This is a genomic window from Pedobacter nototheniae (assembly GCF_032678625.1).
In the GTDB taxonomy this organism is placed as follows: domain Bacteria; phylum Bacteroidota; class Bacteroidia; order Sphingobacteriales; family Sphingobacteriaceae; genus Pedobacter; species Pedobacter nototheniae_A.
Map to the genome: position 1 here is coordinate 61,970 of NZ_JAVTSO010000007.1, position 26,108 is coordinate 88,077.

Below are 26,108 nucleotides of genomic sequence, written 5' to 3' on the forward strand. Positions count from 1 at the left end.
CAGGATAACACCCGAAAGCTTTATATTTTACTTATTTCTTTTTCTATTTTAACAATTATATCCTGCGATCGTTGCGTTGTTGCCAATTCTTTCGCAAGTGCTGTATAAGCTACAGCACGCTCTTTATCCCTTTTACGTAAAGCCAGGTTAGCCAGGTGAATCAATACATAAGATTTCTCATTTTTTCCACCAACCGAAAAGCGGCTGGCAATTTGAAAATGATACTCGGCCTTATCGTAATTTTCATCTTTTAAAGCAAGGTTTCCCTGCATAAATTCATAATAGCCTCTTCTGCTTTTCGATAACCTTTCGGGGTAGCTAATTTCTGCAAGCAATACTTTAGTTTTTGCAAACTCGTTGTTTTTAAAATGCTTCGAGGCCATAAGCACCGAGCTGTGTTTAAAATGACTCCACACTACAAAAGCAAATAAGAATCCTGAAACAGCAGCCAGCTGGTATTGGTTGTAATATAAGCAAACCAACGCAGCGAGCACAAAAACAGCCATTAAAGCATACCTGCCCTTGTTATTGTACATTAATGGCTATCCGTAAATTTGTAACCAACTCCGCGAATGGAATGAAAATAAACCGGATTTTTTTGATCGGGTTCAAAATATTTACGGAAGGTTAAAATAAAATTATCAATCGTTCTGGTTGATGGGTAAACATCATAATTCCAAACGGTTTCTAAAATTTGCTCACGTGAAACCGCATCATTTTTACGTTCGATTAAAAGTTTCAGCAACATGGTTTCCTTTTTGGTTAAAGGGGTTATTGTACCATCATCCTGCTTTAATTCGAAAGAATTAAAATAAATGGTTTTATCTCCGATTTTGTAAGAATTTAGTTCCTTTAAATCGTCTGATTTTAAACTGCGTTTAACCAAAATACCTACACGAAGAATTAATTCTTCCAGGTTAAATGGCTTTACTAAATAATCGTCGGCTCCTTTTTTCAAGCCCATAACACGATCTTCAGATGTGTTTTTAGCTGTTAAAAATAAAATAGGAACTTCAGTATTTTCTAAACGTATTGTTTCGCATACCTGGAAACCATCCATTTCAGGAAGCATTACGTCTAAAATAATCAGATTGAAACGTTCTTCTTTAAATATTTTAAGAGCGGTTTTGCCATCTTTAACGGCATGAACTTTATAACCTTCAAGTTCGAGATTTAATTTGATAGCATCTAACAAGTGATCCTCGTCTTCAACCAATAGAATTCTTTGTTTTTGTGACATAATTGAGATTAACTAAATGTTACTTCAAAAATACTTCCTTTGGGCAGATTGTCTTTTACTGTAATATCTGCATCATGGTATTGTAAAACCTCTTTCACAATAAACAAGCCTAAACCTGTTCCCTTCGCTTTTCTGACATTCTCATTACCAACGCGGTAAAACTTATCAAATATCAACATTTTTTCGGCATCTGAAATACCCGGACCTGTATCTGCTACACTGAGCTTCAAATGACCGTCTACTTTATCTAAAGCCACATTTATCTCATCACAGGGATCGGAATATTTAACTGCATTTTCAATTAAATTGGTAACTACAGAGGAGAGTGCAAATTTGTCACCCATAAGCTGCAAATTTGGCTGAATTTTAGCCACAATTAGCTGTTCGCAACCACAAGAGTGCACCTGCAGCCTATCGGTAATTTTATACACCAGTTCAGAAAAATTAAATTCCTCCTTCGGAAAACTGTAAGAACGGTTTTCAATTTTTGTAGCCAGCAACATATTCTCCACCAAATCATCCAAACGCTCAATATCTTTTAACGAGTTATTAAGCAAAGATGTTTGCCGGGCTTTATCTAAATCTCTTTTAACAATTGTTTGGATGGAAAGTTTTATTGCAGCCAACGGCGATTTCAATTCGTGTGTAATCGACATCAGGAAATTTTGCTGCTGCTCTCTCAACTTATCTTCACGTTTTAAAGATTGATGCAGAAAATAACCACCAATGCAAAGCAAAAACAAAAATACCGAACCCTCGCCCATAATCATCGTCATGCGGCTGGGCTGCAAACGCACCACCAGCGTTCCCCAGGAAATAAGCTGTATTAATGCGTAAAGCAATAATGCATAAAATATGATGATCGATTTTTTCATTTGTTCGTTCGGGTTGATAATTTCCTTGTCCGTGATTGCGAAACACAAAACAATCTTACTATTATTGCTAATTAAATTTTATCTATTAAGATTGCTTCGTCGTTCCTCTTCCCAATGACGATTTCTGAATAAATGCTTTATTTTTTAAAAACCAAATCCAATGCTTCAAATATAGCACGTTTTGCTTTTTCTAATTCTATTTTAGTGTGTGCGGCAGAAACAAAACCAACTTCATAACCTGATGGACCTAAATAAATGCCTCTGTTCAATAATTCGCGGTGCATGATTTTAAATTTCTCCATGCTCCCTGCGTCAATATCATCAGCCGATTGGATTTTATCTTTATCTGTAAAGGCAAACCAGAAAATAGAGCCGACAGTAAACACTCTAAATTTATAGTTTCTGGCTGTAGCAAAACGCTGAATGCTGGCCACAAACTCTTGTGCCTTGGTATTTAAATCTTTATAAAAGCTCGATTTATTTAATTCTGTTAAGGTTGCTATACCTGCTGCCATAGCAACCGGATTTCCGGATAATGTACCGGCCTGGTACACGCCACCATCGGGAGAAATATGGGCCATAATTTCTGCAGATGCACCATACATGCCCACAGGTAAACCGCCTCCAATAATCTTCCCATAGGTTACAATATCAGGTGTAATGCCATAATGCGCTGCCGCACCTTCAAAACCCACACGGAAACCGGTAATTACTTCATCAAAAATTAATAAAGCGCCATTATCAGTACATATTTTGCGAAGGAATTTAATATACTCTTCATCCTGAATGATTAAACCATTATTTGCAGGGATACCTTCTATAATTACAGCTGCAACCTGATCTTTAAATTGTGCAAAAGCCTGCTCAATTGCGGCAGTGTCATTTAAAGGAATTACAATTGTTTCTTCCGCAAAAGATTTTGGAACTCCTGCCGAAGAAGTTTCGCCAAAAGTAACTAAACCAGAACCTGCTTTTACCAATAAAGAATCGCTATGACCATGGTAACAGCCTTCAAATTTTATAATTTTATCGCGACTTGTAAAACCTCTGGCCAAACGAATGGCAGACATTACGGCTTCTGTTCCAGAACTTGTAAAACGGATTTTCTCTACAAAACGATTGTTCTTAATAATCAATTCTGCCAGTTCATTTTCTAAAGCTGTAGGTGCACCAAAACTCATCCCGTTTTGCATCACCTCCGTTACTTTTTCCCTAATTTTTGGGTTGTTGTGCCCTAAAATCAGCGGGCCCCAGCTTCCGCAAAAATCAATAAACTGGTTGCCATCAGCATCCCATATAAAGCAGCCATCGCCCTTTTCGATAAAAAGTGGCGTACCATAAACAGATTTAAAAGCTCTAACCGGCGAATTTACACCACCAGGGAAATACGTTTTTGATTTCTCGTATAATTCGGCTGATTTTACTCTTGAAATATCAGGCTTACTACCTGTATTTACCGGAACATCGGCTTCATTGCCTGAAAACATCTTTTTTAATGAATCTAACATTTTTTATTAAGGTATAAGGTAATCAGCGTTTAAAAACTACAATTACCCATCTGTTATTTTATGAAATGGAAATATTGGACCAGCCCGGGAAACCTCAGGCCTTAAATCTTCTACCGCTCACCTCTTAAAGCCAATTGTTATTTAAAATATCTTTAATATGGTATGTGGTAATTATGCTGGCTCCGGCGCGGGCAAAAGCATGCATTGTTTCCATCACTATTTTTTGTTCGTCAATCCAGCCTTTCTCCGCTGCTGCTTTAACCATGGCATACTCACCAGATACATTGTAAACCGCAATTGGCAAGGTAGTATCTTGTTTTAACCGGTGAATAATATCCAGATAAGCCAGGCCTGGTTTTACCATTAAAACATCAGCACCTTCCTGTTCATCCAGGCGGGCTTCGCGTAAAGCTTCTCCAGGGTTTCTGAAATCCATTTGATAAGCCTTCCTGTCGCCTTTGCTTGGCGCGCAATCCGCAGCTTCTCTAAAAGGCCCGTAATAAGCCGAAGCAAATTTTGTAGCATGGCTCATAATGGCCGCATTTACAAAGCCATTTTCATCAAGCAGGTTGCGCATAGCGGCAATGCGCCCGTCCATCATATCTGATGGGGCAAACATATCGGCACCTGCCTGCGCGTGCGTTAAAGCCATTTTGGCAATTACCTCAACCGTTTTATCGTTTTGTACGTAATCATTTTCTAAAATGCCGCAATGCCCGTGCGTGGTATAAGAACAAACGCAAACATCAGTAATTACATATAAATCATCGCCAAATTGCTTTTTCAATTCGCGCACAGCAGTTGGCACTAACGAATGATCGTGATGGGCAGATTTTGCATCTTCAGATTTCTCATCTCCAACGCCAAAAAGCATCACTTTATTTAAACCTTTCTTTAGGCCATCTTCAACATCTTTTACCAAAGTATCGATAGAATAATGGTTTACCCCTGGCATGGCATCAATTGCATGTGTAACGTTTGTACCCGGCACTATAAAATATGGGTATACAAACATATCTTTTGATAACCGGGTTTCGGCTATCATCTCTCTTACCAACGGGTTTTTCCTTAATCTACGCGGACGGTGTAACATATTTTATTCTATTTAGTTTCGAGCGTTAACTCTAACCATTTGTTTTGTTGTTGATATGGTTCGTTAAAAACCAATTGTATGCTTAGAAAAGCAGGTTTCAATCCACTTCGGTTATTGCAATCCCGCTATACGTTTATGCCGATGAAAAACCGGCCCCACTTCTATCGGGTTTAGTTAACTTCTGTATGTCTTTGCAAGGAATACCTTTCGGCTTTAAACCTTCTACCTTACTTTATCTCTATTCCAAAAACAGCTTCTGCTAATCCAATTTCATCTGGCGAATAAGGCAAAGCATATTTCACACCCATTTCATCAAACTTTTTACCGGTAGAATTGCCAATGGCTATAACCTGTTGCCCTGGTTCTAATAAATTATCAGCAAAATAAGCATCAACGTTTGATGGGCTGGTAAAAATTAAAACATCGGCATAACTCTGATCTATATTTTCTTCAATTACCGTTTCGTAAATTGGTAAATCTATAATTTTAGCATCGGCTGGTAACGATTTCTGGATCGATTGTAAAGAATCCTGTGCTCTTGGAAACATTACAATTTTACCGGCAACCAATTGCGCAAAATCTTCAGCAACCTCTGTAATGTCGCCACTTGCCCCTACAAAATCAGCGGTGTGTCCATATTTACGTAAAGCATCTTCCGATCCACGTCCGACAACACCAAACTTTGTTTTCTTTGGTAATAAAGGTTTTAAACTAAAAAAATATTCTACCCCGTTACGGCTGCTAAAGAAAACCCAGTCTATATTTTTTAAAATAAACTGATCTAAAACTGTAACGATAGGGAAAGTACGGATTAAAGAACGTCCTTCTATTTCGATATTGTTATTTTCTAAAGCCCTTCGGAAGTAACTGTGTTCACCAATTTCGCGGGAAATAAAAACTTTTGCAGGTTTTTTTCTTTCGGTATTAAATTTGGCCACTACTTTTTCTGCGAGTCCTTCAGTCGTTTCCGAACGTAAGAATAAACGCTCCGGAAAATCTTCAGCAGTTTCTGCTTTGGCTGTCCAAACTTCAAACTGACCGTTTTCTTTTTTACAGTAACAGCCTAAAGGCATGTGGCAGCCACCTTCAAAAAGGTTTAAAACTTTACGTTCTACACCAACTTCTTCAGCAGTATCAGGGTTATTTAATTTTTGGATAAGGGCAAAAAGCTCCGGGTCATTATCTCTGATCTGAATACCTAAAGCGCCCTGTGCAGGTGCCGGAATAAACTCCGTAGTATCCAGTTCTTCTACATGCAAATCGCTTAAATCTAAGCCTAAACGCTTTACACCGGCTTTAGCAAGCATAATGGCGTCATAATCTTCATCTCTAAGCTTTTGAATTCTGGTTGGTACGTTTCCACGTAAATCTTCAACTTCCAAATCAGAACGTAGGCCCAGCAACTGCGCTTTACGGCGATTGGATGAAGTACCCACCATTGCACCTTTTTTTAAAGAAAGTTTTTGAGAAACATCAACGCAATCTTTTAAAATTAACAGGTATTCTGTAGCTTCTTCCCTTTCAGGAATAGCAGCTATGGTTAAACCTTCAGGATGATTTGTTGGCAGATCTTTTAGCGAATGTACCGCCAAATCAATGCTTCCGCTTAACAATTCCTCTTCAAGCTCTTTAGTAAAAAAGCCTTTTCCTTCCAGTTTATCCAACCGTAGGTTCAGGATTTTATCGCCCTGTGTTTTGATAATTTTTAATTCAGCTTCGATTCCATTGGCTGCCAGTTCATCTTTAATGTGATTGGCTTGCCATAAGGCCAGGTCGCTACCGCGTGTTCCGATGATTAATTTCTTCACTATAACGTTTAAATGATTTGCAAATTTAAGTTAAATAGTGCTGAAACTATAAATATGTTTAAAAATGAGACAGTGAGGTTACAGACCGGCTAATTAAGGGGATTTCTATGACATTAAGCCTATTGCTTGCCGGCTTGATGAGGCAGCAACTATTGGCTTAGAAGCAATTGCTGAGCAGCTTGGATTTATTCCAGAATTTTCTAAGTACTGATTAGCGGGTAAGCTTCTAACTAATGAAGATTAAAAGAAGGCCATCACCCCTGAATTTATTTCGGGGTTTTAACAACAATCAGGCAATCTGTTTTTATAGAATTAAACGTTAAGGTTGATTAACCAAAATTTCTTTGGCCATAATCATAGGTACACTGATGCATTTTTTCTCCATGTAATTCATTACACGTTCTAAAACCTCACGTGATGCATCGTCCATTTGATTAATTTCATCAGCAAACACACCATTTAAGGCCGTATTTTTAATTTCTTTAATCTTTCTTGGTACATCTTGCATCGCCAGCTCAATGCGGCGTTGTTTTAATACGTAGAAAAACTCTGCAATATTGGTGCTAATAATTTCTTCAGCGTGAACCAGCTCTTTATAACGTTCCTGAATATTTTTACGGGCTACTTCTTTTAAAGATTCTACTTCAATGTAATGAATGGCATTGTTATGCACAACAACCGGATCAACATCATTCGGAACAGCTAAATCAACAATTACTTTTTTGGTTTTATCGCCATTAAGCAATTTGGCATAAAGCGCTTCGTTAATAATGACTTCTGTTGAGCCTGTACAAGTAATAATTACATCAAAGCCCTCATTAAAGTTCTCAAGCGCAGCTAAATCATAAGCTTTACCATTTAACTCAGTTGCTAAAGTTTCGGCCTTTGATAGGGTACGGTTGAAAATGGAGAAGTTAGAGTATTTATGTTTATTAAGATATTTTGCAATATTTTGATTGGTTTCGCCGGCACCGATAATTAAAATGCGGGAGTTGCCACACATGTTTAATTCTTTAAGTTTGCGGTAAGCCAATGAAACTACTGAAACCGGATTTTTAGAAATATTGGTATGGGTATAAACTTCTTTAGCCGTTTTAACCACACGATCCATAATCATCCTCATGTAATCGCCAGTAAAACCAGCATCCCGGCAACTTTCGTAAGCTTTACGAATTTGAGCTAAAATTTCTTTTTCGCCAACAACTAAACTCTCCAGAGAGCATGATGTTCTTAAAAGATGGTTAAAGGCTTCTTCGTTTTCGTAAACCGAAACATTATCAATAAAGCGTTCTAAAAATTCTTCAGGTAAGCCCATATCTAAAACCCTTAAAAAATTCGTTACAAATTCTTTGTCGGTTTTCTCTTTGGTTAAGAAAACAAATTCTACACGGTTACAAGTACCAACGTAAAAAATTTCGCTAACAGGAAGTTGAGTACGAATATTGTGCAACCTGCCTTCAAGACTGTGCTCACAAATGACTAACTTACCTAAAGATTGTAGGTCTAAATGGTGATGCGTAAAAGCTATTACTTTTAAATATTCCAATGGGCTTCCGTTATTAACTATTATCGGGATACAAAAGTAACAAGGTAGAGGCATGTCACTGTCATTAACCTGTAATTTACATCAATTTAGAACGGTTTTAAATAAATGCAAAACACTGACAATCGAGCATCTATCTATAAAATATTCCTTTGGATATATGCCTTTTTTTATATCCTGGCGGGGATAAATCATTTTATAGCTACAGATGTATATCACCAAATTATGCCCGGATGGATTCCGGCTCACACTTTTTTAATTTACCTTTCTGGTGTAATAGAAATTATTCTGGGGATTTCACTTCTTTTTCCGGCGACCAGAAAGCAGTCTGCAATGCTGATTATTTTAATGTTAATTGCCTTTTTACCCGCTCATTTTTACATGATTGAAAAGGCCCCTTTTATGCTGGGCACAATGTTTATCACCAAAGCAATTGCCTGGATCAGGCTTCCATTTCAATTACTTTTTATTGGATGGGCTTGGATTTATGTAAAAAAAGACAAAAAATAAGGGCAGAAAATCGATTGATTTCTACCCTTATTTCTTTTAAACGGACTGAAAATTATGGATTATTTTTTTTCCACTCATCTGTTTTAGCCTCAATTTTATCCCCAATTTCTTCTGCTTTATCTGCAGCATCAGCTTTTAAGGTATCAATTTTAGTTTCAGCTTTTGCCACTTCTTCATCTTTTTTTGAAGTTAAATCATCCCACTTATCTTCTGCTTTGTCTTTAAGATCGGCAGCCTTTTCTTTGGCATCATCCCAGGCGTCCTCAGCCTTATCCTTGGCATCTTCCCAGGCATCTTCAGCTTTATCTTTATATTCGTTTAATTTTCCTTTAAGATTATCAAAAAATCCTTTTTCTGATTCTTGGTTTGGGTTTTGGTTCTCTGTAGACATTTTATAATATATTTATTAAAGCATAACAAACTTTATACCAATAAAATCCGTTAAAAAACATATGATTAAACAAAATAAATTTAGCTTGAGTGGGGCTAATGGAAAACTAATTATTGGCGACATCACCCAGGAGGATAATGGCACAAAAAAACCTGTTATCTTATTTGTTCACGGATTTAAAGGCTTTAAAGATTGGGGTGCTCATAACCTGGTTGCCCGTTATTTTGCTGCCAATGGTTTTTGTTATATCAAGTTTAATTTATCGCATAGCGGTGTGCCTGCTGCTGATCCAAAAGATGTTAGCGATTTAAATGCTTTTGCAGAAAATACTGTTTCAAAAGAATTGTTTGATGTAAATGCTGTACTGGATTTTATTGTAAAAACATACACTAATGATGTGGAAATTAATTTAATAGGACACAGCCGTGGTGGTGGCTTGAGTATTATTGAGGCTGCAAACGATTTGAGGATTAAAAAACTGATTACCTGGAGTGCAATTGCTGATTTTAGCAGTCTCTGGAAAAAAGAACAAGAGGCAGAATGGTTAAAAACAGGAAAAATTTATGTAACCAATGCCCGTACCAAAGAACAAATGCCTTTAAACAAAACATTGCTTGAAGATTTTAATGAAAATACTGAAACACTGAATATTATTAATGCAGCAAAGAAGATAAATATACCGTGGTTAATTATCCATGGAAGTGATGATGTTAACGTTCCTTTTCATGTTGCCCAAGGTTTAGCAAATGTAAACCCCGGTAGCCGTTTAATAAAAATTGAAGATGCAAATCACGTTTATGGGGCATCGCATCCTAACCAAAGTGAGAATTTACCTCCGCAGCTATTTAAAGTTTGCGAAAAGTGCCTGGTGTTTTTAAGGGAAGGATAACAATAACTGTCATTCTGAGCCTTACGAAGAATCTATAACCTCCGGAACGCAATGTTATAATTAAACTACAACCAAAGGTTAAAGCTTTTTAATTAGTATAAGTTGAAAACAGATTTCTCACTATGTTCAGAATGACAAATAACTTCTAATCATCCCCTCTCCTTACAAAATTACGCATATCACTTCCGCTTGGGCTTTGGAAAATTTCCAGGTCAAAATATGGAACCGCAGCCAAAAGGTGATCGAAAATGTCTGCTGCAACTTCTTCAAATTTCTTTAAGCCCTTTTCTTTTGAAAACACATAAATTTCAATAGGCAAGCCATTCTCTGTAGCCTGTAATTGCCTAACCATAAAAGTTAAATTGGTATTGATATACGGATTGCTTTCCAGGTATTTTTCAGCATAGTACCTAAAAGTTCCAATATTAGTCATGTGCCTGCCATTAACCAGATTACCGGGATTCACCGTATTTTCAGCATTGTAACGTTCTATTTCCTGCTGGGTTTCTTTTAAATAATCCTTTAAAAAGTCAATATTTAGCAGTCGCTGAATCAGGTCTTCATCACAAAACTTAATGCTCGAAATTTTGATATTGATGTGTCTTTTAATTCTTCGCCCTTCGCTCTCTTCCATTGCACGCCAATTTTTAAACGATTCGCTTACAATAGCATAACTGGGCACAATGGTTACTGTTTTATCCCAATTCCGCACCTTAATTGTTGTTAAATTAATCTCGGTAACCTCTCCATCGGCACCGTATTTTTCTACAGTAATCCAATCGCCTACTCTTACTAAATCAATAGCACTCATTTGAACCGAAGCCACAAAACCCAAAATCGGATCGCGGAAGACCAAAATAAAAACGGCTGTAACCGCACCAAAACCACCAAAAATATACAAGGGTGATTCATTTAGAATAATGGATAATATAAGTACAAAACCAACAATATAGAAAACAATTTTAGCAACCTGTTTATAACTTCTAATGGGTTTATCTGCATATTTTCGGGTGCTTTCCATAATGGAAACCAATGCATTAAGAAATGCATTCACAGCAAACATTACGGCTAAAACCACATAAATTTTTGCAAAAATTAAGGCATAGAAATGGGCGCTTTTAAAATCGACGAAAAGGTATGGGATAACGCTATATAAAATATAGGCGACAAAAATGAGCGCAAAAGCTCTGAAAACACGAAACTCCAATAAGGCAGATTGCCATTGAGGTTTACGCTTTATGATAACCTTATTGATTATACCAATAAATATTTGCCTGGTAATGAACAGTGTAACGTACAAAAACAGAATTAAACAAAGCAGCCCGATAGATAAATAAGCATTTTTTAAGCCTGAGCCTGCAAAACCATTTTCGGTAAGTAAAGTTCTTAACTGCGCAAACAGTTCTTCAAAATTTATAATCATTATCAATGCCTGAGAGCCTAATATAGGCAGAATTTAAACTTTTTCTACCCAGTTGCCATCATCTTTAATGATATCAATCAATTCATCCAGTGCAAAAGCCGTCGTTACATTCTTTTTAACCACCTCTTTACCCCTGTAAAGCGTTATTTTATCCGGCCCTGTGCCTACATAACCATAATCAGCATCAGCCATTTCTCCCGGACCGTTCACAATACAGCCCATAATACCAATTTTAATGCCTTTTAGGTGATCTGTTCTTGAGCGGATTAATTGGGTGGTTTCCTGTAAATCGAAAAGGGTACGCCCGCAACTCGGGCAAGAAATGTATTCGGTTTTGCTAATCCGGGTACGTGTGGCCTGCAAAATACCGAAACTGGTTGCATTAATTAGGGATAAGTTTTGTCCGGCTGCATCAATCCAGGTCCCATCGCCAAAACCATCGGTAAATAAAGCCCCTAAATCTGTAGCGGCATACAACATTAAATTATCGGCATCAACATTTTTATAACTGCGTTTAATTATTACCGGAATCAGGATATTCTTTTCCTGCAAAGCCACAAAAAATGCTCTTTGCTGGGCCATACCATGCACAGCAGCGGTGGTAAGCACCAACACGGTGTTATTACCGAATTGTTCAATCGTCAAATTATCGAACTGATGGGCATCAACTTCAACAAAGTTTAAAAACTCGTCTTTAACTTCAGCTTTTTCAAATTCATTATAAGTAAATAACGGATGGCAGTTGTTTTTATCTTTTAATCCAAGCCAGGTTTTGTAGTTATAAACTTGTTTTAAGTTTCCCGGGAAAGAAAAGGAAGGCAAATTATCTCCCAGGTAAACCAAATCGCAAGCCTGATCGGCAAGGTTGTATTTATCTAAGCCGGCGCTGTAATTATAACCAACCGTATTTAAAAAGTAAGGATCTTTTAGATTTTCATTGGATACATCAATCATCACAACCGGATGATGGTGACCACCAATATGCTGTACCGGCTCGGTTATGCGTCGGTTGTATTCGTAAGGACTATAAGTTGGGCTCAAGGCATTTGGTGTTTGGCCAAGAGATAGCGACTCCCGATTTACAACTTCCGACTTCTGGCTTCTCAAAACATATCGATCTGCCAAAGCTTTAGCCACCGGTGCCTCAAATTCCGGATCTTCGGTTAAAGAAACCCGGATTGTATCGCCAAGGCCATCTTCTAATAAAGTTCCAATGCCAACAGCCGATTTTATACGCCCATCTTCACCATCACCTGCTTCGGTTACCCCTAAATGCAGCGGATAGTTCATCCCCTCCTTTACCATGGTTTCTACCAAAAGCCTGTAAGCCTGAACCATTACCTGCGTATTGCTGGCTTTCATGGAAATTACCAGGTTATAATAATTCTGGTCTTCACACATCCTGATAAACTCCATCGCCGATTCGACCATACCACGAGGAGTATCCCCATAATGGCTCATAATCCGATCGGAAAGCGAGCCGTGATTGGTGCCAATGCGCATGGCTGTACCATATTCCTTACAAATTTTAATGAGCGGAATAAATTTTTTATTAATTCTTTCCAGCTCTGCATTGTAAGTGTCTTGCGTATATTCTAAATTTTCAAATTTCTTTTTATCTGCGTAATTACCCGGGTTCACCCTCACCTTTTCTACAATCCTGGCCGCCATTTCGGCTGCATTTGGTGTAAAATGAATATCGGCAATTAAAGGAACCTGATATCCGCGCAGGCGCAATTCTTTTTTAATGTTGGCTAAATTTTCGGCCTCCTTTATACTTGGAGCGGTAATACGCACGTATTCGCAGCCCGATTCTACCATACGAATGGTTTGTTCTACTGTTGCCAGCGTATTCATGGTATCAGTAGTGGTCATGGATTGGATACGTATTGGATTGTAGCCACCAAGAGCAATATCTCCAATATTTACCTCGCGGGTTAAAAACCTGGAATACTGCGTTAAACTGTTGCAGTATCCGCCATCTAATTCATGTTTTACTGATAAATTCTCCATGCGTTGCAAAGATAAGGATTGTTGTAATGTTTTAATGTGGTATTGTTGTAATTATATCAACCGGATACCTATAGCCAAAATTATTTTTTTTGAAATGAAAGCGCAGTGTTTTCCGGCAAAAATAGATGTAATTTTTGCTTTTCTAATTTAAATCAACCTGTCTTTTATGACCAATGTATTTGCGGCAATATCGTGCCAGCATTGGTTTTTCTTATTCAGGAAGCTGTATAAATATCCAAAGAAAACAGGTATTACGGATAGAATTTTAGAAAAATTTCTGATAAAAGAAATCGCGATGGAAACGCGGCTACCTTCCATATTGGTTACTTTAATACTTAATAATCTTTTGCCTATGGTTGCTTGTTTTGCCGAAGATTCAGCAAAACTACCATAAATTAATTTGAATATAAAAATAACAGGTAATGGAGCTACAAAGGCCATAATGCGTTCGTCTTTGCCTTCAATAAAAATGTAGCTGGTCAAAATAATCAGACTATAAATAATAAAAATCAGAAAATGATCTATTACAGAGGCCAGCAAACGCTGATCGAAAGCGGCAAAATATTGAGGGGCTGTTTTTTGGTAAACAAAACCAAGAAGCTCACGCAATTCTGGCATTGCATGAGCTTCTTTATAATCGTCCATTCCCGGCTTGCGAATAAAAGTTCCTGGTTTTATATCTAAGCCTTTTAACTCATTTAGAGTATACGGACCTTGGGGTTTACCATTTACAACAATTATATACGCTTCCATTCTGGATTGGGTTTAGGATTGGGAAAGATATGAATCTGAAACCGGAATACTAATAACCCTTAAACTTAAAACTAATATCTTTGAACTTCAAAATTACTCAATCCACCATCTAAATTAATAAAGATTTTTTTGCTTGATGAATTGTAGTTCGAGGTTTCATAAACACCATCGCTAATTTTATCAAAGCCTCCGAAATCTTTAGCCGATAAACCTGTTTTGGTTTTAATTCTGCAACCCGAATTTGTGGGTACTTTAATTTTAATATCAGCAACACCCGATTTAACAATTACATCGGTAATTGGTAATAATGCACCCATTTTAATATTCATTGAAGCGGCACCACCTTCAAAACGGAAAGTACGTATTTTATAATCTGCGAAATCGAAATCTGCTTCACCTGCCCCAAGCTTCATAATGATGTCCCAGGTTGGCGCTTTGTTTAATTTAAAATTAACATCATTTCCTCCATCACCAAAATTCCATTTATTCTGTTTATCCTTCATTTTAAAGGTTAAAAGTGTAGCGGTATCGGTAACTTGTTTAATTAGAGAAAAGTCGCCATGTTTTTTCTTAATATCAGCATGAATCAGTTCTGGTGTTTCGCCATTAAGGTTAAAAGAAATGCCACCACCGGAGATATTTAAGATTGTTTTCTTCACCGAATCCAAGGCGACAAAGGGCTCAGACATTTTAAGCTGACTGGATGAAACGGTATCACTATTGTCGCTATCACTATCGTCATCATCGTCAATATTGATGTCAACATTGTTTTTAGTTCCCCACCACGAACGCTCAGGTGGCTGCTGTCCTTTATAAAAAAGGAACGATAAGCTTACCACAAGTACTGCAAGGGAAATGATATGCCCCATTTGCGAATTATTTCGGTTAAACAAGATGTTAACACCTGCAATAATTAAAAACACTGGCCAAAAATGCCAGATATTGCGCCAATAGAAATCTATTACGCCAAAGTTTTCGAGTAGAAGTACACCACCTATAAAAAGTAGTAAAATACCCCAAATTAATCTATCTAATTTCATAATATTATTATTGAGGGTTAACGGTTGATGAGTTATTATCTTCTTTTGGCGTTTCCTGATCATGCACAATTACAGCTTCATCCGCAACGGTTGTATTTTTTGCTTCTGCCGCAGTTTGTTGATTTTGCCAGTCTTTCCAATCGTTTTTTCTTTTTGATTTAGCGATAATACTAATTCCAAGGGCAATAAAAATTAAAGGCCATAAGTTTCTAAATCTAAAAAAATCAGGAATCAGGTCAAATTCACGCATTAGGAAAAAACTACCAATCACTAGTAGGAATAAGCCGCCAATGGTACGCCCGGTATCGTTGGGTTTATTAAATTGGTTGAAATTTGGTTGTGTTTCAAAAGGTTTTTTCTGTGTACCATCATTAACCGGTTGATTCCAGTTGGCATTTCCAGTACCAAAAGATGTTGCAAAGGGATCAGCAGTTCCGTAAGGTGGCGTATTTGGATTATTCTTATTAAAATAATCGTTAAATTTTGAGAACCTGGCTGCCGGATCGTTATTTACCGGTAAAATGATCCACATAATTATATAGGCCAACAAGCCACCTCCTGCCATAAATATGGCCGATAATGCAAATAACAACCTGATTATGGTAACCTCCACTTGCATGTAATCTGCAAGGCCAGAAGCTACACCGGCAATCATCTTATCGTGTTCGTTTCTAAAAAGCTTCTTTTCCATAATGTAATTTCCTTTATGTTTAAAAATCCAGCGGGGTAATCAGTACCTCATCAACGTTCACGCCTTTACTTAAGTTTAAAATGGTGAAGAGGGTTTCTGCGATATCCTCTGGCTGTACAAATTTTTCATCGGGAATTGTCGTTCCTTCCCAGGATGACGTTTTAGTAGAGCCGGGTAAAAAGGCAGTCACCTTTACGTTGTAAGAGGCCAGTTCCTGCCGCAATACATGATTAAGACTTAGCATCGCTGCTTTTGTTACACTATAGCTGCCTCCATTTTTTACAGGCGCATTGCTCGCTACCGAACAGATGTTAAAAATATGCCCCTGACGCTTAGAACGCATTAATTTACCAAAATACTTACTAAAATAATAGCCTGCATTTACATTCAGCTGTTGTTGTTTTTCGAAAGCTTCATCCTCTTCATCAAGTAAGCTCCCTGGTAAAAATGCACCAACATTGTTAACCAGCACCGTTGCAAAACCAAAATTCTGCTCCGCTGAATCCAAAAATTGATAAACCTGATTTTTATCAGAACAGTCTACTGCAAAAATTAAAACCGTTTGATCGTAAGCAAGTAATTCACTTTTTAATTGCTCCAAATCTGTTAAACCTCTGGCTACCAAAACCAAATCGTATCCTTTTTGGGCTAATTTAACTGCAATTGCCCTACCTATTCCTTTTGTTGCACCTGTTATTACCGCTTTCATATTTTTGTGGTTTAATTTTTGTAAGCAAAAAACCATATTTATATTTAAAACCACGAATATTTTTATAATTAGCAAAGCCCTACAAATTATTTATTGTTTCTTTGTAGTATTATAGATTTAACATTTAAATTAAGCAAAACTATACGGAATGAATTTCACCAATTTTGGCAGATACATCCTGCTACTCAAATCTGTATTCAGACGGCCGGAGAAACTAAAGATATATCTTAAGGAAATTGCCAAGCAAATGGATTATGTTGGAGTGGGCTCTTTAGGCCTTATTGCCATTATATCAACTTTTATTGGTGCGGTAATGACTTTACAGATCGCGTTCCAGCTGGTGAGTGACTTTATTCCTAAAACCATTATTGGTTCTGTTAACCGGGATTCGAGTATTTTGGAGCTAAGTCCAACCATCAGTGCCATTGTTCTTGCCGGAAAAATCGGATCTGCCATTTCATCAGAAATTGGATCTATGCGGGTAACGGAACAAATTGATGCCCTTGAAATTATGGGTATTAATGCACCGGGTTACTTAATTTTACCTAAAATTATTTCAGGCATTACGATGGTACCCATGCTGGTGATCATTTCTATGTTTTTAAGTATTACCGGTGGTTACATTGGTGGTTCTGTATCTGGAGCTGTTACACCTAACGAATATTTACAAGGTATTACAACAGATTTTAATCCATACACAATTGTTGTGGCACTGGTTAAAGCATTTGTATTTGGGTTTATCATCACTTCAGTTCCTGCATACGAAGGCTTTTATGTTAAAGGTGGCGCATTAGAAGTTTCACAAGCCAGTACAAGGGCCGTTGTAATTAGTTGTATTTCAATTTTAGCTTGCGATTATATCGTAACCCAATTGTTATTGTAATGATAGAGATTAAGGATATTTATAAATCATTTTCCGGCAACGATGTATTAAAAGGCATTTCCGGTGTATTTGAAGAAGGGGTTACCAATCTTATTATCGGTGGTTCGGGTTCAGGAAAAACAACTTTGTTAAAATGTATGGTTGGCTTACATCAACCTGATTCTGGTTCTGTGCTGTACGATGGCCGCGATTTCACCCCAATGAGTTACGAAGAGCGTATCGAAGTTCGTAAAGAAATCGGCATGCTTTTCCAGGGATCGGCTTTATTTGACAGTATGACTGTTGAAGAAAACATTATGTTTCCTTTAAACATGTTTACAGATCAATCGAGAAAAGAAAAGCTGGAAAGGGTAAATTTTTGCCTGGAGCGCGTAAACCTGGAAGGCAAGAATAAATTATTTCCGGCCGAACTATCAGGCGGTATGAAAAAGCGTGTGGGAATTGCTCGTGCAATTGCAATGAATCCAAAATACTTGTTTTGTGATGAGCCCAACTCGGGATTAGACCCTAAAACATCGATTGTGATTGATGAATTAATTAAAGAAATTACCGAGGAATACAAAACAACCACCATTGTGGTAACGCACGATATGAACTCGGTTATGGGCATTGGTGATTACATTTTATTTTTGCACGAAGGGAAAAAATTCTGGGAAGGCAGCAATAAAGAAATTGCCCATACCGATATCCAGGAACTGAATGACTTTGTGTTTGCCAGCCGCTTTATGAAAGCTGCAAAAGATAAATTTTAAGAAAATTGTTATATTTGAGTACACGGAGTAACAAAAGGTTTATCTACCATTTTCAAGGATTTTAACGAATTTTTAGACTTAAGCTAAACGATCGTCATTGCCTCGTGCCTCGCAACGACGGATTTTACATTATAATACATGATACAATTACTTGCCCCCACGCATTGGAAAGATTACGAACTGATTGATTGCGGGGATTTTGAAAAATTAGAACGTTTTGGAAATGTTATTTTAATCAGACCTGAGCCTCAGGCAGTGTGGAAAAAAACATTATCAGAACAGGAGTGGAAAAAAACGGCTACCATTACTTTTAGAGGCCGTTCTGCTACCTCTGGAGAATGGGTAAAGAAAAATCAATCTACACCAGATCGCTGGCATGTTGAATATAAAAACAATGAAGTTGCCATTAAACTGCGTTTGGGCTTAACCTCATTTAAACATGTAGGCGTTTTTCCGGAGCAGGCCGTTAACTGGGATTTCATTTCATCATCCATTAAGAAATTTAAAACACCACAGCCAAAAGTATTAAACCTTTTCGCTTATACGGGCGCAGCTTCTTTAATTGCTAATGCTGCAGGTGCCGAAACAACCCACGTTGATTCTATTAAACAGGTGGTAACCTGGGCAAATGAAAACCAGGAACTTTCTGGCTTAAAAAATACCCGCTGGATGGTTGAAGATGCCTTGAAATTTGTTAAAAAAGAACTTAAAAGAGGTAAAAAATATAATGGTATCATTTTAGATCCTCCTGCTTACGGGCATGGACCAAATGGCGAAAAATGGAAACTGGAAGATCATATCCAGGAAATGATGCAGGATGTTGTTCAGCTTTTGGATGAAAAAGAACATTTTTTAATCCTTAATACTTATTCTTTAGGGTTTTCTTCTGTAATTGTTGAAAATTTAATTCTTACATCCTATCCTCAGGTTAAAAATCTGGAAACCGGAGAACTGTATTTACAGGCTACTGCTGGCATAAAACTACCTTTAGGTGTTTTTGGCAAATTCTGCAATGTGTAAATGTTAATTACTTTATTTTGAATCATCAGTAATCCGGTTTACTTTCATAAAATCGGAAAACTAATCTTAACGCTTAAAAAAACCTATTAATAATCTATGAAATTTCCACAATTAGCGGGCACACTAATACTTGGGTTTGCCGCCATCAGCTTATTTGCAAACTGTAATTCAGACGGAAAAAGCAGTACCGGTAAAATATTTTCTTCTGATACAACTAAAAAGAAAACAGATTCAGCAGCTGTAAATGTTATGAAACCTGTTGACCCTAAATTGTACGATTCGTTAACCCGAAAACTTGCCAATGGCGATACTACAGGAAAATGGCCGGTAAAAAACCAACCTACGCCACTTGCTGGAGCCATTTTACCATTTAAACGCATTGTTGTTTATTATGGTAATTTACATTCGAAAAAAATGGGTGCATTAGGCGAATACGCGCCAAAAGAAATGTGGCAGAGGTTAAACACAGAGGTTAAACGCTGGGAAAAAGCAGATCCTTCTACACCAGTACAACCCGGGCTACATTATATTGCAGCAGTTGCAAGCGGTACCCCTGGTAAAGATGGAAAATACATTAACAGAATGGCCAACAGCCAGATTGATTCTGTTTTAGCCATTGCTAAAATGCACCCCGGAACCATTGTGTTTTTAGATTTACAGGTTGCTTTAAGTAACATCAAGTCAGAATTGCCACACATTGAGAAATATTTGCAATTGCCATACGTTCACCTGGGTATTGATCCGGAATTTTCTATGAAAGATGGCTCATTACCGGGCAAGAGAATTGGAACTTACGACGCTGCCGACATTAACTATGTATCGGGTTATTTAGCTAACCTGGTAAAAAAATACAACTTGCCTCCAAAAGTTTTCACCGTTCACCGTTTTACAAAGAAAATGGTAACCAATTATCAAAATATTAAACTAAGACCAGAAGTTCAAATTGTAATGCACATGGACGGATGGGGAGAACCTGAATTGAAAAAAGGAACTTACCGTCACTTCATTTACTCTGAGCCGGTACAGTTTACAGGCTTCAAATTATTTTATAAAAATGATTTAAAAAAGGAGCCTAAACGTTTGATGACTCCTGAAGAGTTATTAAAACTTACCCCAAAACCGATATACATTCAATATCAATAAAATATGAAGCCTGCAATTAATTGCAGGCTTTTTTTATGCCCTTAAAGGTTTGCACACCAAGCCACTTAGAGCTTACAGGAATAAATTATTTAATTACTATCACAGTCTCGTAAATATTAATTTTTAGAGGCTTTTTATGTACTTTTCAAAAACTTTATACCTTAGTTTTTCGTTAAATTAGACTATGCAAACAGCAACATTTGGTGGAGGATGCTTTTGGTGCACCGAAGCCGTATTTCAAACTTTAAGTGGAGTAAACCAGGTTACATCAGGCTATATGGGCGGGGAGTTAAAACACCCAACTTATATGGAAATTTGCAATGGCGATACCGGCCATGCAGAGGTGGTTCAAATTGAGTATGACGAAACGATAATCAGCTTTTCCGATCTATTGCTTATTTTCTTTAAAACACATAACCCTACAAGTTTAAACCGGCAGGGAAATGATACGGGTTCGCAATATCGTTCGGTAATTTTTTACGATAATCAGGAACAGAAGGCAGAAGCTGAAAAAATGATTGACGATTTAACCAGGCAAATGGTTTTTGACAAACCTATTGTTACTGAAATCAGGCCAGTTTCGGAGTTTTATGAGGCTGAAGATTACCATCAAAATTATTTTAATCAAAACCAGGGCAAACCTTATTGTGCCTTTGTGATCCAGCCGAAATTAAATAAATTTGCTACCGACTTTAAAGAAAAAATAAAAGCTGGTTTATTAGAATAAGCGTTACTCAAAGGTGAGTAACGCATGCTGGCTTGCAGTGTGTAAATCTCTCCAAACCCGATTAACTTCCGTTTCCTTCTTTGCCGCTTCCAGTCCACAATAAATAAATAAATCGTCTGAAACTTTTCTGGCAGTATGCGCCAGTTTCCGGCTCGATGCACTTACTTCATTTAATTTATCAGTTTCAATCGAATTATTTAAAAGGAGCTGATTCCAGGATTCATCAAAGCTTTTATAAAAGTTTTCCTTGCAGGCTTTTAGTTCTTGTTTACAGCGTTTTAATTCCAATTCGAAATAAGCCAACTGCTTTTCATTATACCGTTTTAAACCCGAGCGCGAATAGAAAGAATCTTCCACCAGGCGGATAAAATGATTGGCCATACCTAAGCTATTTACAGCAAGTGTGGTTTCTGCAAGTTGTAAAAACGGGTAATTAAACCCTTCATCTGCAACATTAATTTCTTCGTTAATTTTAAATGTACGGTTGGCAGGTACAATTAAATTTTTAACTTCAAAAGCATGGTTTCCGGTGGCCATTAAACCAAAATAAGACCATCCGGGCAAAATATTTACTTCTTCTTTTTTAAGAATAAATGATTTTATTTCAGGTTGCCCATCCGCACCTAAAACATCATCGCCATTTTCAGTTTTCAACAGGCAGTTAGCGGTAAATACTGTAGCATGAAGCGCACCGCTGGCGTATTTCCAGTGTCCGTTAACCAAATAACCTTCCTTTATCTTTGTTGCAATGCCACCAACAGCTCCGCTCCCGGCAAAGCAAACCTTTCGATCAGCAAAAACTTCTTTTGCCAGCCCGGGATCAAGAAAACCAGCAAACCATCCTGCGCCACTGCACAATGTAACTGTCCATCCTAAACTACCGTCTGCTTCTGCCAAAGCCTCTTCTAATCTTAAAATTTCTGGCAGTTTTTTACCTGGCCCGCCATATATTTCGGGAACAAATAGTTTAAACCAATCTTCCTGATAAGCCAACTCGAGTATTTCGGGAGGTAATGTGCCGATTTCTTCAGCGGCAGCAGCGTATTCTTTTACTTTTTCCTGCCAGTTTGTAACTAATGTTTCTTCCATCTTAAAATGCAGGTTCTAATTTTCTCTTATTATAAATCTTTTTCCAGTCTATAAAACCAAAAATTGCCACAATAAAAAGTATTGTGGTAAGCACGGCAAACATGGCTAATTTCTTATGAATAAACAGTGGAATGGCAACCAGATTTGAAATGTTCAGGAATATCCAGTTTTCTATTTTACGCTTGGCAAGCAGCCACATTCCTGCCCAGGCTGTTGATGATACAAAAGCATCCCAAATTGGCACATCGGAATTTGTGAAGCGTTTTAGTATCAGGTAAAGAAATCCAAAACCGACAATAGAAATGATTAAAGCGATGGTTAAATCCTTTTTAGACGACCATGAAATTTGAACGCCATGATCTTCTTTTCGTTTCTTCCAAATTATCCATCCATAAATGCTCATCACTAAATAATAGATATTAAGCAAGGTTTCTGCATATAAATTAACTTTAAGCAACAGAAACATAGATAAGCAAATGGAGATAATTCCTGTTGGATACAGCCAGATGTTATTCCGCTTAGCGAGTAATACCTCCGAAACACCAAAGCCTACGGCTAACCATTCGATTAAAGAAGTTTGTAAAATTTGATTAAAAAATAGCGTAACCCACTCCTGGAAATTGATCATTTACCTTTAAGTATTTAATTGTAAAAGCTGCAACAGGGGCGAACAGCAATGTAATTTAACCTCTTCCCTACGCCGGCATTATCCGAATCAGGTGCATGGCTGTTGAAATTCCAATTATCAATTTACCAATAGTCAGTTCTTTAGGAAATTTGATTATTGGTATTGTTCATTCAAAGCCAATGGGTGTAATCTCAGCCAATGTTTGCAACAGAAATTGCATAAGCATCAGCACCCCTTTGAGCAGGGCAAATATAATTTTTAAATTGGAGAATTAAGCGTTAAACGCAAGAATGTATTTTTCAAAAAAATGGTCCGTGTAAAACCACGAACCATCTATATTTACTTAAAGTGCATTAGAATAAGCCCAATTGCCCTTTATCATCAATTTCAATGTCATTTGGATTGGTAATTTCAAAATCAACCTTCTTAACTGGTTTTTCTTCCACCTTCGGTTCTTCTTTTACTTCCTCTTTCTTAACGGTTTCTTCCTTTTTTACAGGATCGGGGTTTGTTATTGGTTTTTCAACTACAGGTTTCTCCTCCTCCTTTTTTACAGGCACTTCTTTAACAGGTACAGCTTCTTTTTTAACCGGCGCTATTGTTTTTTCTATTATTGGCTCTACATCTTTTACAACTGGCTTTTTTTCTTCCAGCTGAGGCACTATTTCTTCGGTTTCAGCTGCATTTTCTTCTAAAGCGTCCGATTCTTCTGTAAGTTCATTATCATCCCCTTCCCCATCATCATCCGGCCCTTCTTCCACTTCGGTTATTTCCTCCTCGGGTTCTGCTAAAACCACCTTCTGAACATCATGTGGTGATAAGCGATTGCCATTTGCCTTTAATCCTTTTACATCAATCAGTTCTGTTAAAACCAAATCTAAAGTTTCAGGGGTTTGGGTTTTGCCTTTTAATACATCAACAATAATTTTTGCCGCGGGATTAGCTGTTAAAAACAATAACCTCGATTTAGGCTCTTCGCTAATGAAATATATTTTCTTCCCTACAGACTGCGATTCGAAAATAAAGCGTTTTATAAAATAGTTCTGTGCTTTTCCATCATAATGTACAGCAGCAAAAACCTTTTCAGGATCATATTTTTGAATGAGCGTTAAGCCATCATCAAAATGGTTGCTTAACTCAAAAGAACTTAGTTCGTAATATCCATCTTTATGAATCTGCAATATTTTATCATCTCCGTCAAACTCTCCTAAATACTTACCACGCCCATCAACATTTAAGCGTTTCAATAAATCATCGTACCAGATTTTTAGTCCGGATAAGGTGGATACACCTTTGCTTTTCAGGATTATTTTTTTAACAGGATATTTGGAAATAATATTTCCCTGCGAACCACGACCTTTAATGGCTACTTCTGCAAAATCCTGATCGAATTGTAATTTACGCAATTTAGAATGCGGTTTTAAAGCCACATTAACCACTTCAGCCTCTCCGTTGAGGTTGGCCGTAAAATATAAAACCTTGGAGCCTTTTGAGCCCTTGGTTAAATCATATTCTTTATCGCGGGTAACGCCAACAACAGCAAACCGCTTAATGTAAGAGGTACCACTTGTACCATCTTTATAAATCATATTATAAATGGTACGCTCATCGTTTTTCTTAAATACCTGAGCATGAATAATCCCTTTACCTACAAAGGTTTTATCAGCCACTTTTGTAATGATGCATTTTCCATCCTCCCGAAACACTATAACTTCATCGATATCAGAACAATCTGCAACAAATTCATCTTTACGCAAACCAGAGCCTATAAAACCATCTGTGCGGTTCATGTAAAGTTTTATATTTGCTAAAGCTACTTTAGCCGCCTCAACACGGTCAAACAAGCGAATTTCTGTTTTACGCTCCCGCCCTTTACCATATTTATCTTTCAGTTTCTGAAACCAGGCAATGGCATAATCGGTTAAGTGCTTAAGGTGATTTTTAACCACCTTAATTTCATCTTCCAGATTTTTCATTTGCTCATCGGCTTTTTTCACATCAAAGCGGGTGATGCTACTCATCGGCTTATCGATCAGTTTCTTGAAATCCTCCGGTAAGATTTCACGGTAAAGCGAAGGCTTAAACGGCGCAAATAAGGCATGTAATACTTCAACAACTTTTTCAAAATCTGTTGAGTTTTCATATTCAGGATTCTTATACATGCCTTCCTGAATGAATATTTTTAATAAAGAACTGAAGAAAATTTTCTCCTGCAACTCATGCAAACGAATTTCGAGTTCTTTTTTGAGTAAGCTTTTTGTGTGTTTTGTATTTTCAATTAAAATATCGTTTACACTTAAAAAGTGTGGCTTATCTCCCTGGATGATACAAGTATTCGGCGAGATGGAAACCTCGCAGGCGGTGAAGGCATATAAAGCATCTATGGTTACATCAGGAGAAATTCCCGGCGCCAGATGCACGACAATTTCGACGTTCGCCGCGGTATTATCTTCAATTTTTTTGATTTTGATTTTACCTTTATCATTAGCTGATAAAATACTATCAATTACAGAACCCGTTGTGGTGCTAAAAGGAACTTCAGTAATGACTAAAGTTTTCTTGTCCTTTTCGGTAATCTTTGCCCTCACCCGAATTTTACCTCCGCGTTGCCCTTCGTTGTAATTTGAAAAATCGGCCATTCCACCGGTAAAAAAATCGGGGAGTATATCCGGACGAACACCTTTTAGGACTTCTATGGAGGCATCTAAGAGTTCGACAAAATTGTGAGGCATTACCTTGGTAGCTAAACCTACGGCAATACCTTCGGCACCCTGGGCCAGCAACAACGGAAATTTAACCGGTAAAGTTATGGGTTCATTATTACGTCCGTCATAACTCAATTGCCAGATGGTGGTATCCGCATTAAATACTACATCGTTTGCAAATTTAGACAAACGCGCTTCGATATATCGTGGTGCGGCAGCGCTGTCACCCGTAACCGGATCGCCCCAGTTTCCCTGGCAATCAATTAAAAGGTTTTTTTGACCAATTTGAACCATCGCATCACCAATAGAGGCATCACCATGCGGGTGATACTTCATGGTATTGCCAATAACGTTGGCTGCTTTATTAAAACGGCCATCATCCATCTCCTTAAGGGAGTGCATAATGCGTCGCTGAACAGGCTTTAATCCGTCATGAATATGCGGAACAGCCCGATCAAGAATTACATAAGAAGCATATTCGAGGAACCAGTTTTCATATAAACCATTAATTGGTGTTATGGTGTGTTTATGATCCTGTCCATCCGGCAGGTTGGTGTCGTTTACGTTTTGGTCTAATTCTTCACTCATCTATTTACAAAAATTGGCAGCTGTAAATATAATAAAAATGATTGCACAGCGTGAACACAGGTTATTCACATTATAGCATAAATCCAC

24 protein-coding genes are annotated in these 26,108 nt (G+C 37.5%); 7 read left to right on the top strand and 17 right to left on the bottom strand.

The genetic code is table 11. The features are described 5' to 3' along the window. Positions 1–20: 20 nt before the first annotated feature. The 7 genes from R2Q77_RS18220 to hemA form a co-directional block, all read right to left on the bottom strand. Entirely contained in the window at positions 21–536 is a 516-nt protein-coding gene (locus R2Q77_RS18220; protein WP_316805158.1) for a hypothetical protein, read from the bottom strand. Then, positions 536–1,240 (bottom strand): response regulator transcription factor, encoded by a 705-nt coding sequence (locus tag R2Q77_RS18225; protein ID WP_269425576.1) that lies wholly within the window; start codon positions 1,238–1,240, stop codon positions 536–538. Before R2Q77_RS18225 ends, R2Q77_RS18220 begins: the two co-directional genes overlap by 1 nt. Before the next feature lie 8 nt (positions 1,241–1,248). Further along, positions 1,249–2,115, bottom strand: a complete 867-nt coding sequence (locus R2Q77_RS18230; RefSeq protein ID WP_316805159.1) for a sensor histidine kinase — start codon at positions 2,113–2,115, stop codon at positions 1,249–1,251. Between the two features lie 137 nt (positions 2,116–2,252). Continuing rightward, positions 2,253–3,623: a glutamate-1-semialdehyde 2,1-aminomutase gene (gene hemL, locus R2Q77_RS18235; protein WP_316805160.1), complete on the bottom strand. Its 1,371-nt coding sequence runs from the start codon at positions 3,621–3,623 to the stop codon at positions 2,253–2,255. 124 nt (positions 3,624–3,747) lie between these two features. Further along, positions 3,748–4,716 carry a porphobilinogen synthase gene (hemB, locus tag R2Q77_RS18240; RefSeq protein WP_316805161.1) on the bottom strand — a complete coding sequence of 323 codons (969 nt, stop codon included), beginning with the start codon at positions 4,714–4,716 and terminating at the stop codon, positions 3,748–3,750. A 227-nt stretch (positions 4,717–4,943) separates the two neighbouring features. Continuing rightward, positions 4,944–6,524, bottom strand: coding sequence for a hydroxymethylbilane synthase (gene hemC / locus R2Q77_RS18245; protein ID WP_316805162.1), 1,581 nt, complete (start codon positions 6,522–6,524; stop codon positions 4,944–4,946). 319 nt (positions 6,525–6,843) lie between these two features. Beyond that, positions 6,844–8,070 carry a glutamyl-tRNA reductase gene (gene hemA, locus R2Q77_RS18250; RefSeq protein ID WP_316805163.1) on the bottom strand — a complete coding sequence of 409 codons (1,227 nt, stop codon included), beginning with the start codon at positions 8,068–8,070 and terminating at the stop codon, positions 6,844–6,846. A gap of 105 nt (positions 8,071–8,175) precedes the next feature. Here hemA and R2Q77_RS18255 point away from each other — a divergent pair, with 105 nt between their 5' ends. Further along, complete coding sequence (locus tag R2Q77_RS18255) at positions 8,176–8,577, top strand: DoxX family protein (RefSeq protein WP_316805164.1); 402 nt, start codon at positions 8,176–8,178, stop codon at positions 8,575–8,577. 52 nt (positions 8,578–8,629) lie between these two features. Here R2Q77_RS18255 and R2Q77_RS18260 read toward each other — a convergent pair whose 3' ends face one another. Next, entirely contained in the window at positions 8,630–8,968 is a 339-nt protein-coding gene (locus R2Q77_RS18260) for a YtxH domain-containing protein (RefSeq protein WP_316805165.1), read from the bottom strand. 61 nt (positions 8,969–9,029) lie between these two features. On the opposite strand from R2Q77_RS18260, the gene R2Q77_RS18265 reads away from it, so the two are divergent. Next, positions 9,030–9,857, top strand: a complete 828-nt coding sequence (locus R2Q77_RS18265; RefSeq protein WP_316805166.1) for an alpha/beta hydrolase — start codon at positions 9,030–9,032, stop codon at positions 9,855–9,857. 145 nt (positions 9,858–10,002) lie between these two features. Here R2Q77_RS18265 and R2Q77_RS18270 read toward each other — a convergent pair whose 3' ends face one another. From R2Q77_RS18270 to R2Q77_RS18295, 6 genes are all read right to left on the bottom strand, one after another. Continuing rightward, a complete protein-coding gene (locus R2Q77_RS18270; RefSeq protein WP_316805167.1) occupies positions 10,003–11,280 on the bottom strand; it encodes a mechanosensitive ion channel family protein in 1,278 nt (425 codons plus the stop codon). A 33-nt stretch (positions 11,281–11,313) separates the two neighbouring features. Further along, positions 11,314–13,293, bottom strand: coding sequence for a (E)-4-hydroxy-3-methylbut-2-enyl-diphosphate synthase (ispG, locus tag R2Q77_RS18275; protein WP_316805168.1), 1,980 nt, complete (start codon positions 13,291–13,293; stop codon positions 11,314–11,316). A 147-nt stretch (positions 13,294–13,440) separates the two neighbouring features. Beyond that, entirely contained in the window at positions 13,441–14,046 is a 606-nt protein-coding gene (locus tag R2Q77_RS18280) for an RDD family protein (protein WP_316805169.1), read from the bottom strand. A gap of 71 nt (positions 14,047–14,117) precedes the next feature. Next, positions 14,118–15,086, bottom strand: coding sequence for a LiaF transmembrane domain-containing protein (locus R2Q77_RS18285; protein WP_316805170.1), 969 nt, complete (start codon positions 15,084–15,086; stop codon positions 14,118–14,120). 7 nt (positions 15,087–15,093) lie between these two features. Next, positions 15,094–15,777, bottom strand: coding sequence for a PspC domain-containing protein (locus R2Q77_RS18290; protein ID WP_316805171.1), 684 nt, complete (start codon positions 15,775–15,777; stop codon positions 15,094–15,096). Between the two features lie 19 nt (positions 15,778–15,796). Beyond that, positions 15,797–16,486 carry an SDR family oxidoreductase gene (locus R2Q77_RS18295; protein WP_316805172.1) on the bottom strand — a complete coding sequence of 230 codons (690 nt, stop codon included), beginning with the start codon at positions 16,484–16,486 and terminating at the stop codon, positions 15,797–15,799. Between the two features lie 148 nt (positions 16,487–16,634). Between R2Q77_RS18295 and R2Q77_RS18300 the strand changes: the two genes are divergently transcribed. The 5 genes from R2Q77_RS18300 to msrA all read left to right on the top strand — a co-directional run bounded on the left by R2Q77_RS18300 (position 16,635) and on the right by msrA (position 21,011). Further along, complete coding sequence (locus R2Q77_RS18300) at positions 16,635–17,369, top strand: MlaE family ABC transporter permease (protein ID WP_131536049.1); 735 nt, start codon at positions 16,635–16,637, stop codon at positions 17,367–17,369. Continuing rightward, a complete protein-coding gene (locus tag R2Q77_RS18305; RefSeq protein WP_316805173.1) occupies positions 17,369–18,121 on the top strand; it encodes an ABC transporter ATP-binding protein in 753 nt (250 codons plus the stop codon). Before R2Q77_RS18300 ends, R2Q77_RS18305 begins: the two co-directional genes overlap by 1 nt. A 138-nt stretch (positions 18,122–18,259) precedes the next feature. Next, positions 18,260–19,141: a class I SAM-dependent methyltransferase gene (locus tag R2Q77_RS18310; RefSeq protein WP_316805174.1), complete on the top strand. Its 882-nt coding sequence runs from the start codon at positions 18,260–18,262 to the stop codon at positions 19,139–19,141. Positions 19,142–19,237: 96 nt separating this feature from the next. Further along, entirely contained in the window at positions 19,238–20,284 is a 1,047-nt protein-coding gene (locus R2Q77_RS18315) for a hypothetical protein (RefSeq protein WP_316805175.1), read from the top strand. 184 nt (positions 20,285–20,468) lie between these two features. Next, positions 20,469–21,011, top strand: coding sequence for a peptide-methionine (S)-S-oxide reductase MsrA (gene msrA / locus R2Q77_RS18320; RefSeq protein WP_316805176.1), 543 nt, complete (start codon positions 20,469–20,471; stop codon positions 21,009–21,011). Positions 21,012–21,014: 3 nt separating this feature from the next. Here msrA and R2Q77_RS18325 read toward each other — a convergent pair whose 3' ends face one another. From R2Q77_RS18325 to R2Q77_RS18335, 3 genes are all read right to left on the bottom strand, one after another. Then, positions 21,015–22,100, bottom strand: coding sequence for an acyl-CoA dehydrogenase family protein (locus R2Q77_RS18325; protein ID WP_316805177.1), 1,086 nt, complete (start codon positions 22,098–22,100; stop codon positions 21,015–21,017). 1 nt (position 22,101) lies between these two features. Then, positions 22,102–22,728 carry a nicotinamide riboside transporter PnuC gene (gene pnuC / locus R2Q77_RS18330; RefSeq protein ID WP_316805178.1) on the bottom strand — a complete coding sequence of 209 codons (627 nt, stop codon included), beginning with the start codon at positions 22,726–22,728 and terminating at the stop codon, positions 22,102–22,104. Positions 22,729–23,081: 353 nt separating this feature from the next. Next, positions 23,082–26,021: a DNA gyrase/topoisomerase IV subunit A gene (locus R2Q77_RS18335; protein ID WP_316805179.1), complete on the bottom strand. Its 2,940-nt coding sequence runs from the start codon at positions 26,019–26,021 to the stop codon at positions 23,082–23,084. Between the last annotated feature and the right edge of the window lie 87 nt (positions 26,022–26,108).

What these genes read in the sequence shown, in the direction of transcription:
- pnuC (WP_316805178.1), bottom strand. Translation starts at nt 22,728, where the DNA reads ATGATCAATTTCCAGGAGTGGGTTACGCTATTTTTTAATCAAATTTTA.
- R2Q77_RS18285 (WP_316805170.1), bottom strand. Translation starts at nt 15,086, where the DNA reads ATGAAATTAGATAGATTAATTTGGGGTATTTTACTACTTTTTATAGGT.
- hemL (WP_316805160.1), bottom strand. Translation starts at nt 3,623, where the DNA reads ATGTTAGATTCATTAAAAAAGATGTTTTCAGGCAATGAAGCCGATGTT.
- R2Q77_RS18325 (WP_316805177.1), bottom strand. Translation starts at nt 22,100, where the DNA reads ATGGAAGAAACATTAGTTACAAACTGGCAGGAAAAAGTAAAAGAATAC.
- R2Q77_RS18230 (WP_316805159.1), bottom strand. Translation starts at nt 2,115, where the DNA reads ATGAAAAAATCGATCATCATATTTTATGCATTATTGCTTTACGCATTA.
- R2Q77_RS18290 (WP_316805171.1), bottom strand. Translation starts at nt 15,777, where the DNA reads ATGGAAAAGAAGCTTTTTAGAAACGAACACGATAAGATGATTGCCGGT.
- msrA (WP_316805176.1), top strand. Translation starts at nt 20,469, where the DNA reads ATGCAAACAGCAACATTTGGTGGAGGATGCTTTTGGTGCACCGAAGCC.
- R2Q77_RS18255 (WP_316805164.1), top strand. Translation starts at nt 8,176, where the DNA reads ATGCAAAACACTGACAATCGAGCATCTATCTATAAAATATTCCTTTGG.
- R2Q77_RS18335 (WP_316805179.1), bottom strand. Translation starts at nt 26,021, where the DNA reads ATGAGTGAAGAATTAGACCAAAACGTAAACGACACCAACCTGCCGGAT.
- R2Q77_RS18220 (WP_316805158.1), bottom strand. Translation starts at nt 536, where the DNA reads ATGTACAATAACAAGGGCAGGTATGCTTTAATGGCTGTTTTTGTGCTC.
- R2Q77_RS18315 (WP_316805175.1), top strand. Translation starts at nt 19,238, where the DNA reads ATGAAATTTCCACAATTAGCGGGCACACTAATACTTGGGTTTGCCGCC.
- R2Q77_RS18270 (WP_316805167.1), bottom strand. Translation starts at nt 11,280, where the DNA reads ATGATTATAAATTTTGAAGAACTGTTTGCGCAGTTAAGAACTTTACTT.
- hemB (WP_316805161.1), bottom strand. Translation starts at nt 4,716, where the DNA reads ATGTTACACCGTCCGCGTAGATTAAGGAAAAACCCGTTGGTAAGAGAG.
- ispG (WP_316805168.1), bottom strand. Translation starts at nt 13,293, where the DNA reads ATGGAGAATTTATCAGTAAAACATGAATTAGATGGCGGATACTGCAAC.
- R2Q77_RS18265 (WP_316805166.1), top strand. Translation starts at nt 9,030, where the DNA reads ATGATTAAACAAAATAAATTTAGCTTGAGTGGGGCTAATGGAAAACTA.
- R2Q77_RS18260 (WP_316805165.1), bottom strand. Translation starts at nt 8,968, where the DNA reads ATGTCTACAGAGAACCAAAACCCAAACCAAGAATCAGAAAAAGGATTT.
- R2Q77_RS18295 (WP_316805172.1), bottom strand. Translation starts at nt 16,486, where the DNA reads ATGAAAGCGGTAATAACAGGTGCAACAAAAGGAATAGGTAGGGCAATT.
- R2Q77_RS18310 (WP_316805174.1), top strand. Translation starts at nt 18,260, where the DNA reads ATGATACAATTACTTGCCCCCACGCATTGGAAAGATTACGAACTGATT.
- R2Q77_RS18300 (WP_131536049.1), top strand. Translation starts at nt 16,635, where the DNA reads ATGAATTTCACCAATTTTGGCAGATACATCCTGCTACTCAAATCTGTA.
- R2Q77_RS18280 (WP_316805169.1), bottom strand. Translation starts at nt 14,046, where the DNA reads ATGGAAGCGTATATAATTGTTGTAAATGGTAAACCCCAAGGTCCGTAT.
- R2Q77_RS18225 (WP_269425576.1), bottom strand. Translation starts at nt 1,240, where the DNA reads ATGTCACAAAAACAAAGAATTCTATTGGTTGAAGACGAGGATCACTTG.
- R2Q77_RS18305 (WP_316805173.1), top strand. Translation starts at nt 17,369, where the DNA reads ATGATAGAGATTAAGGATATTTATAAATCATTTTCCGGCAACGATGTA.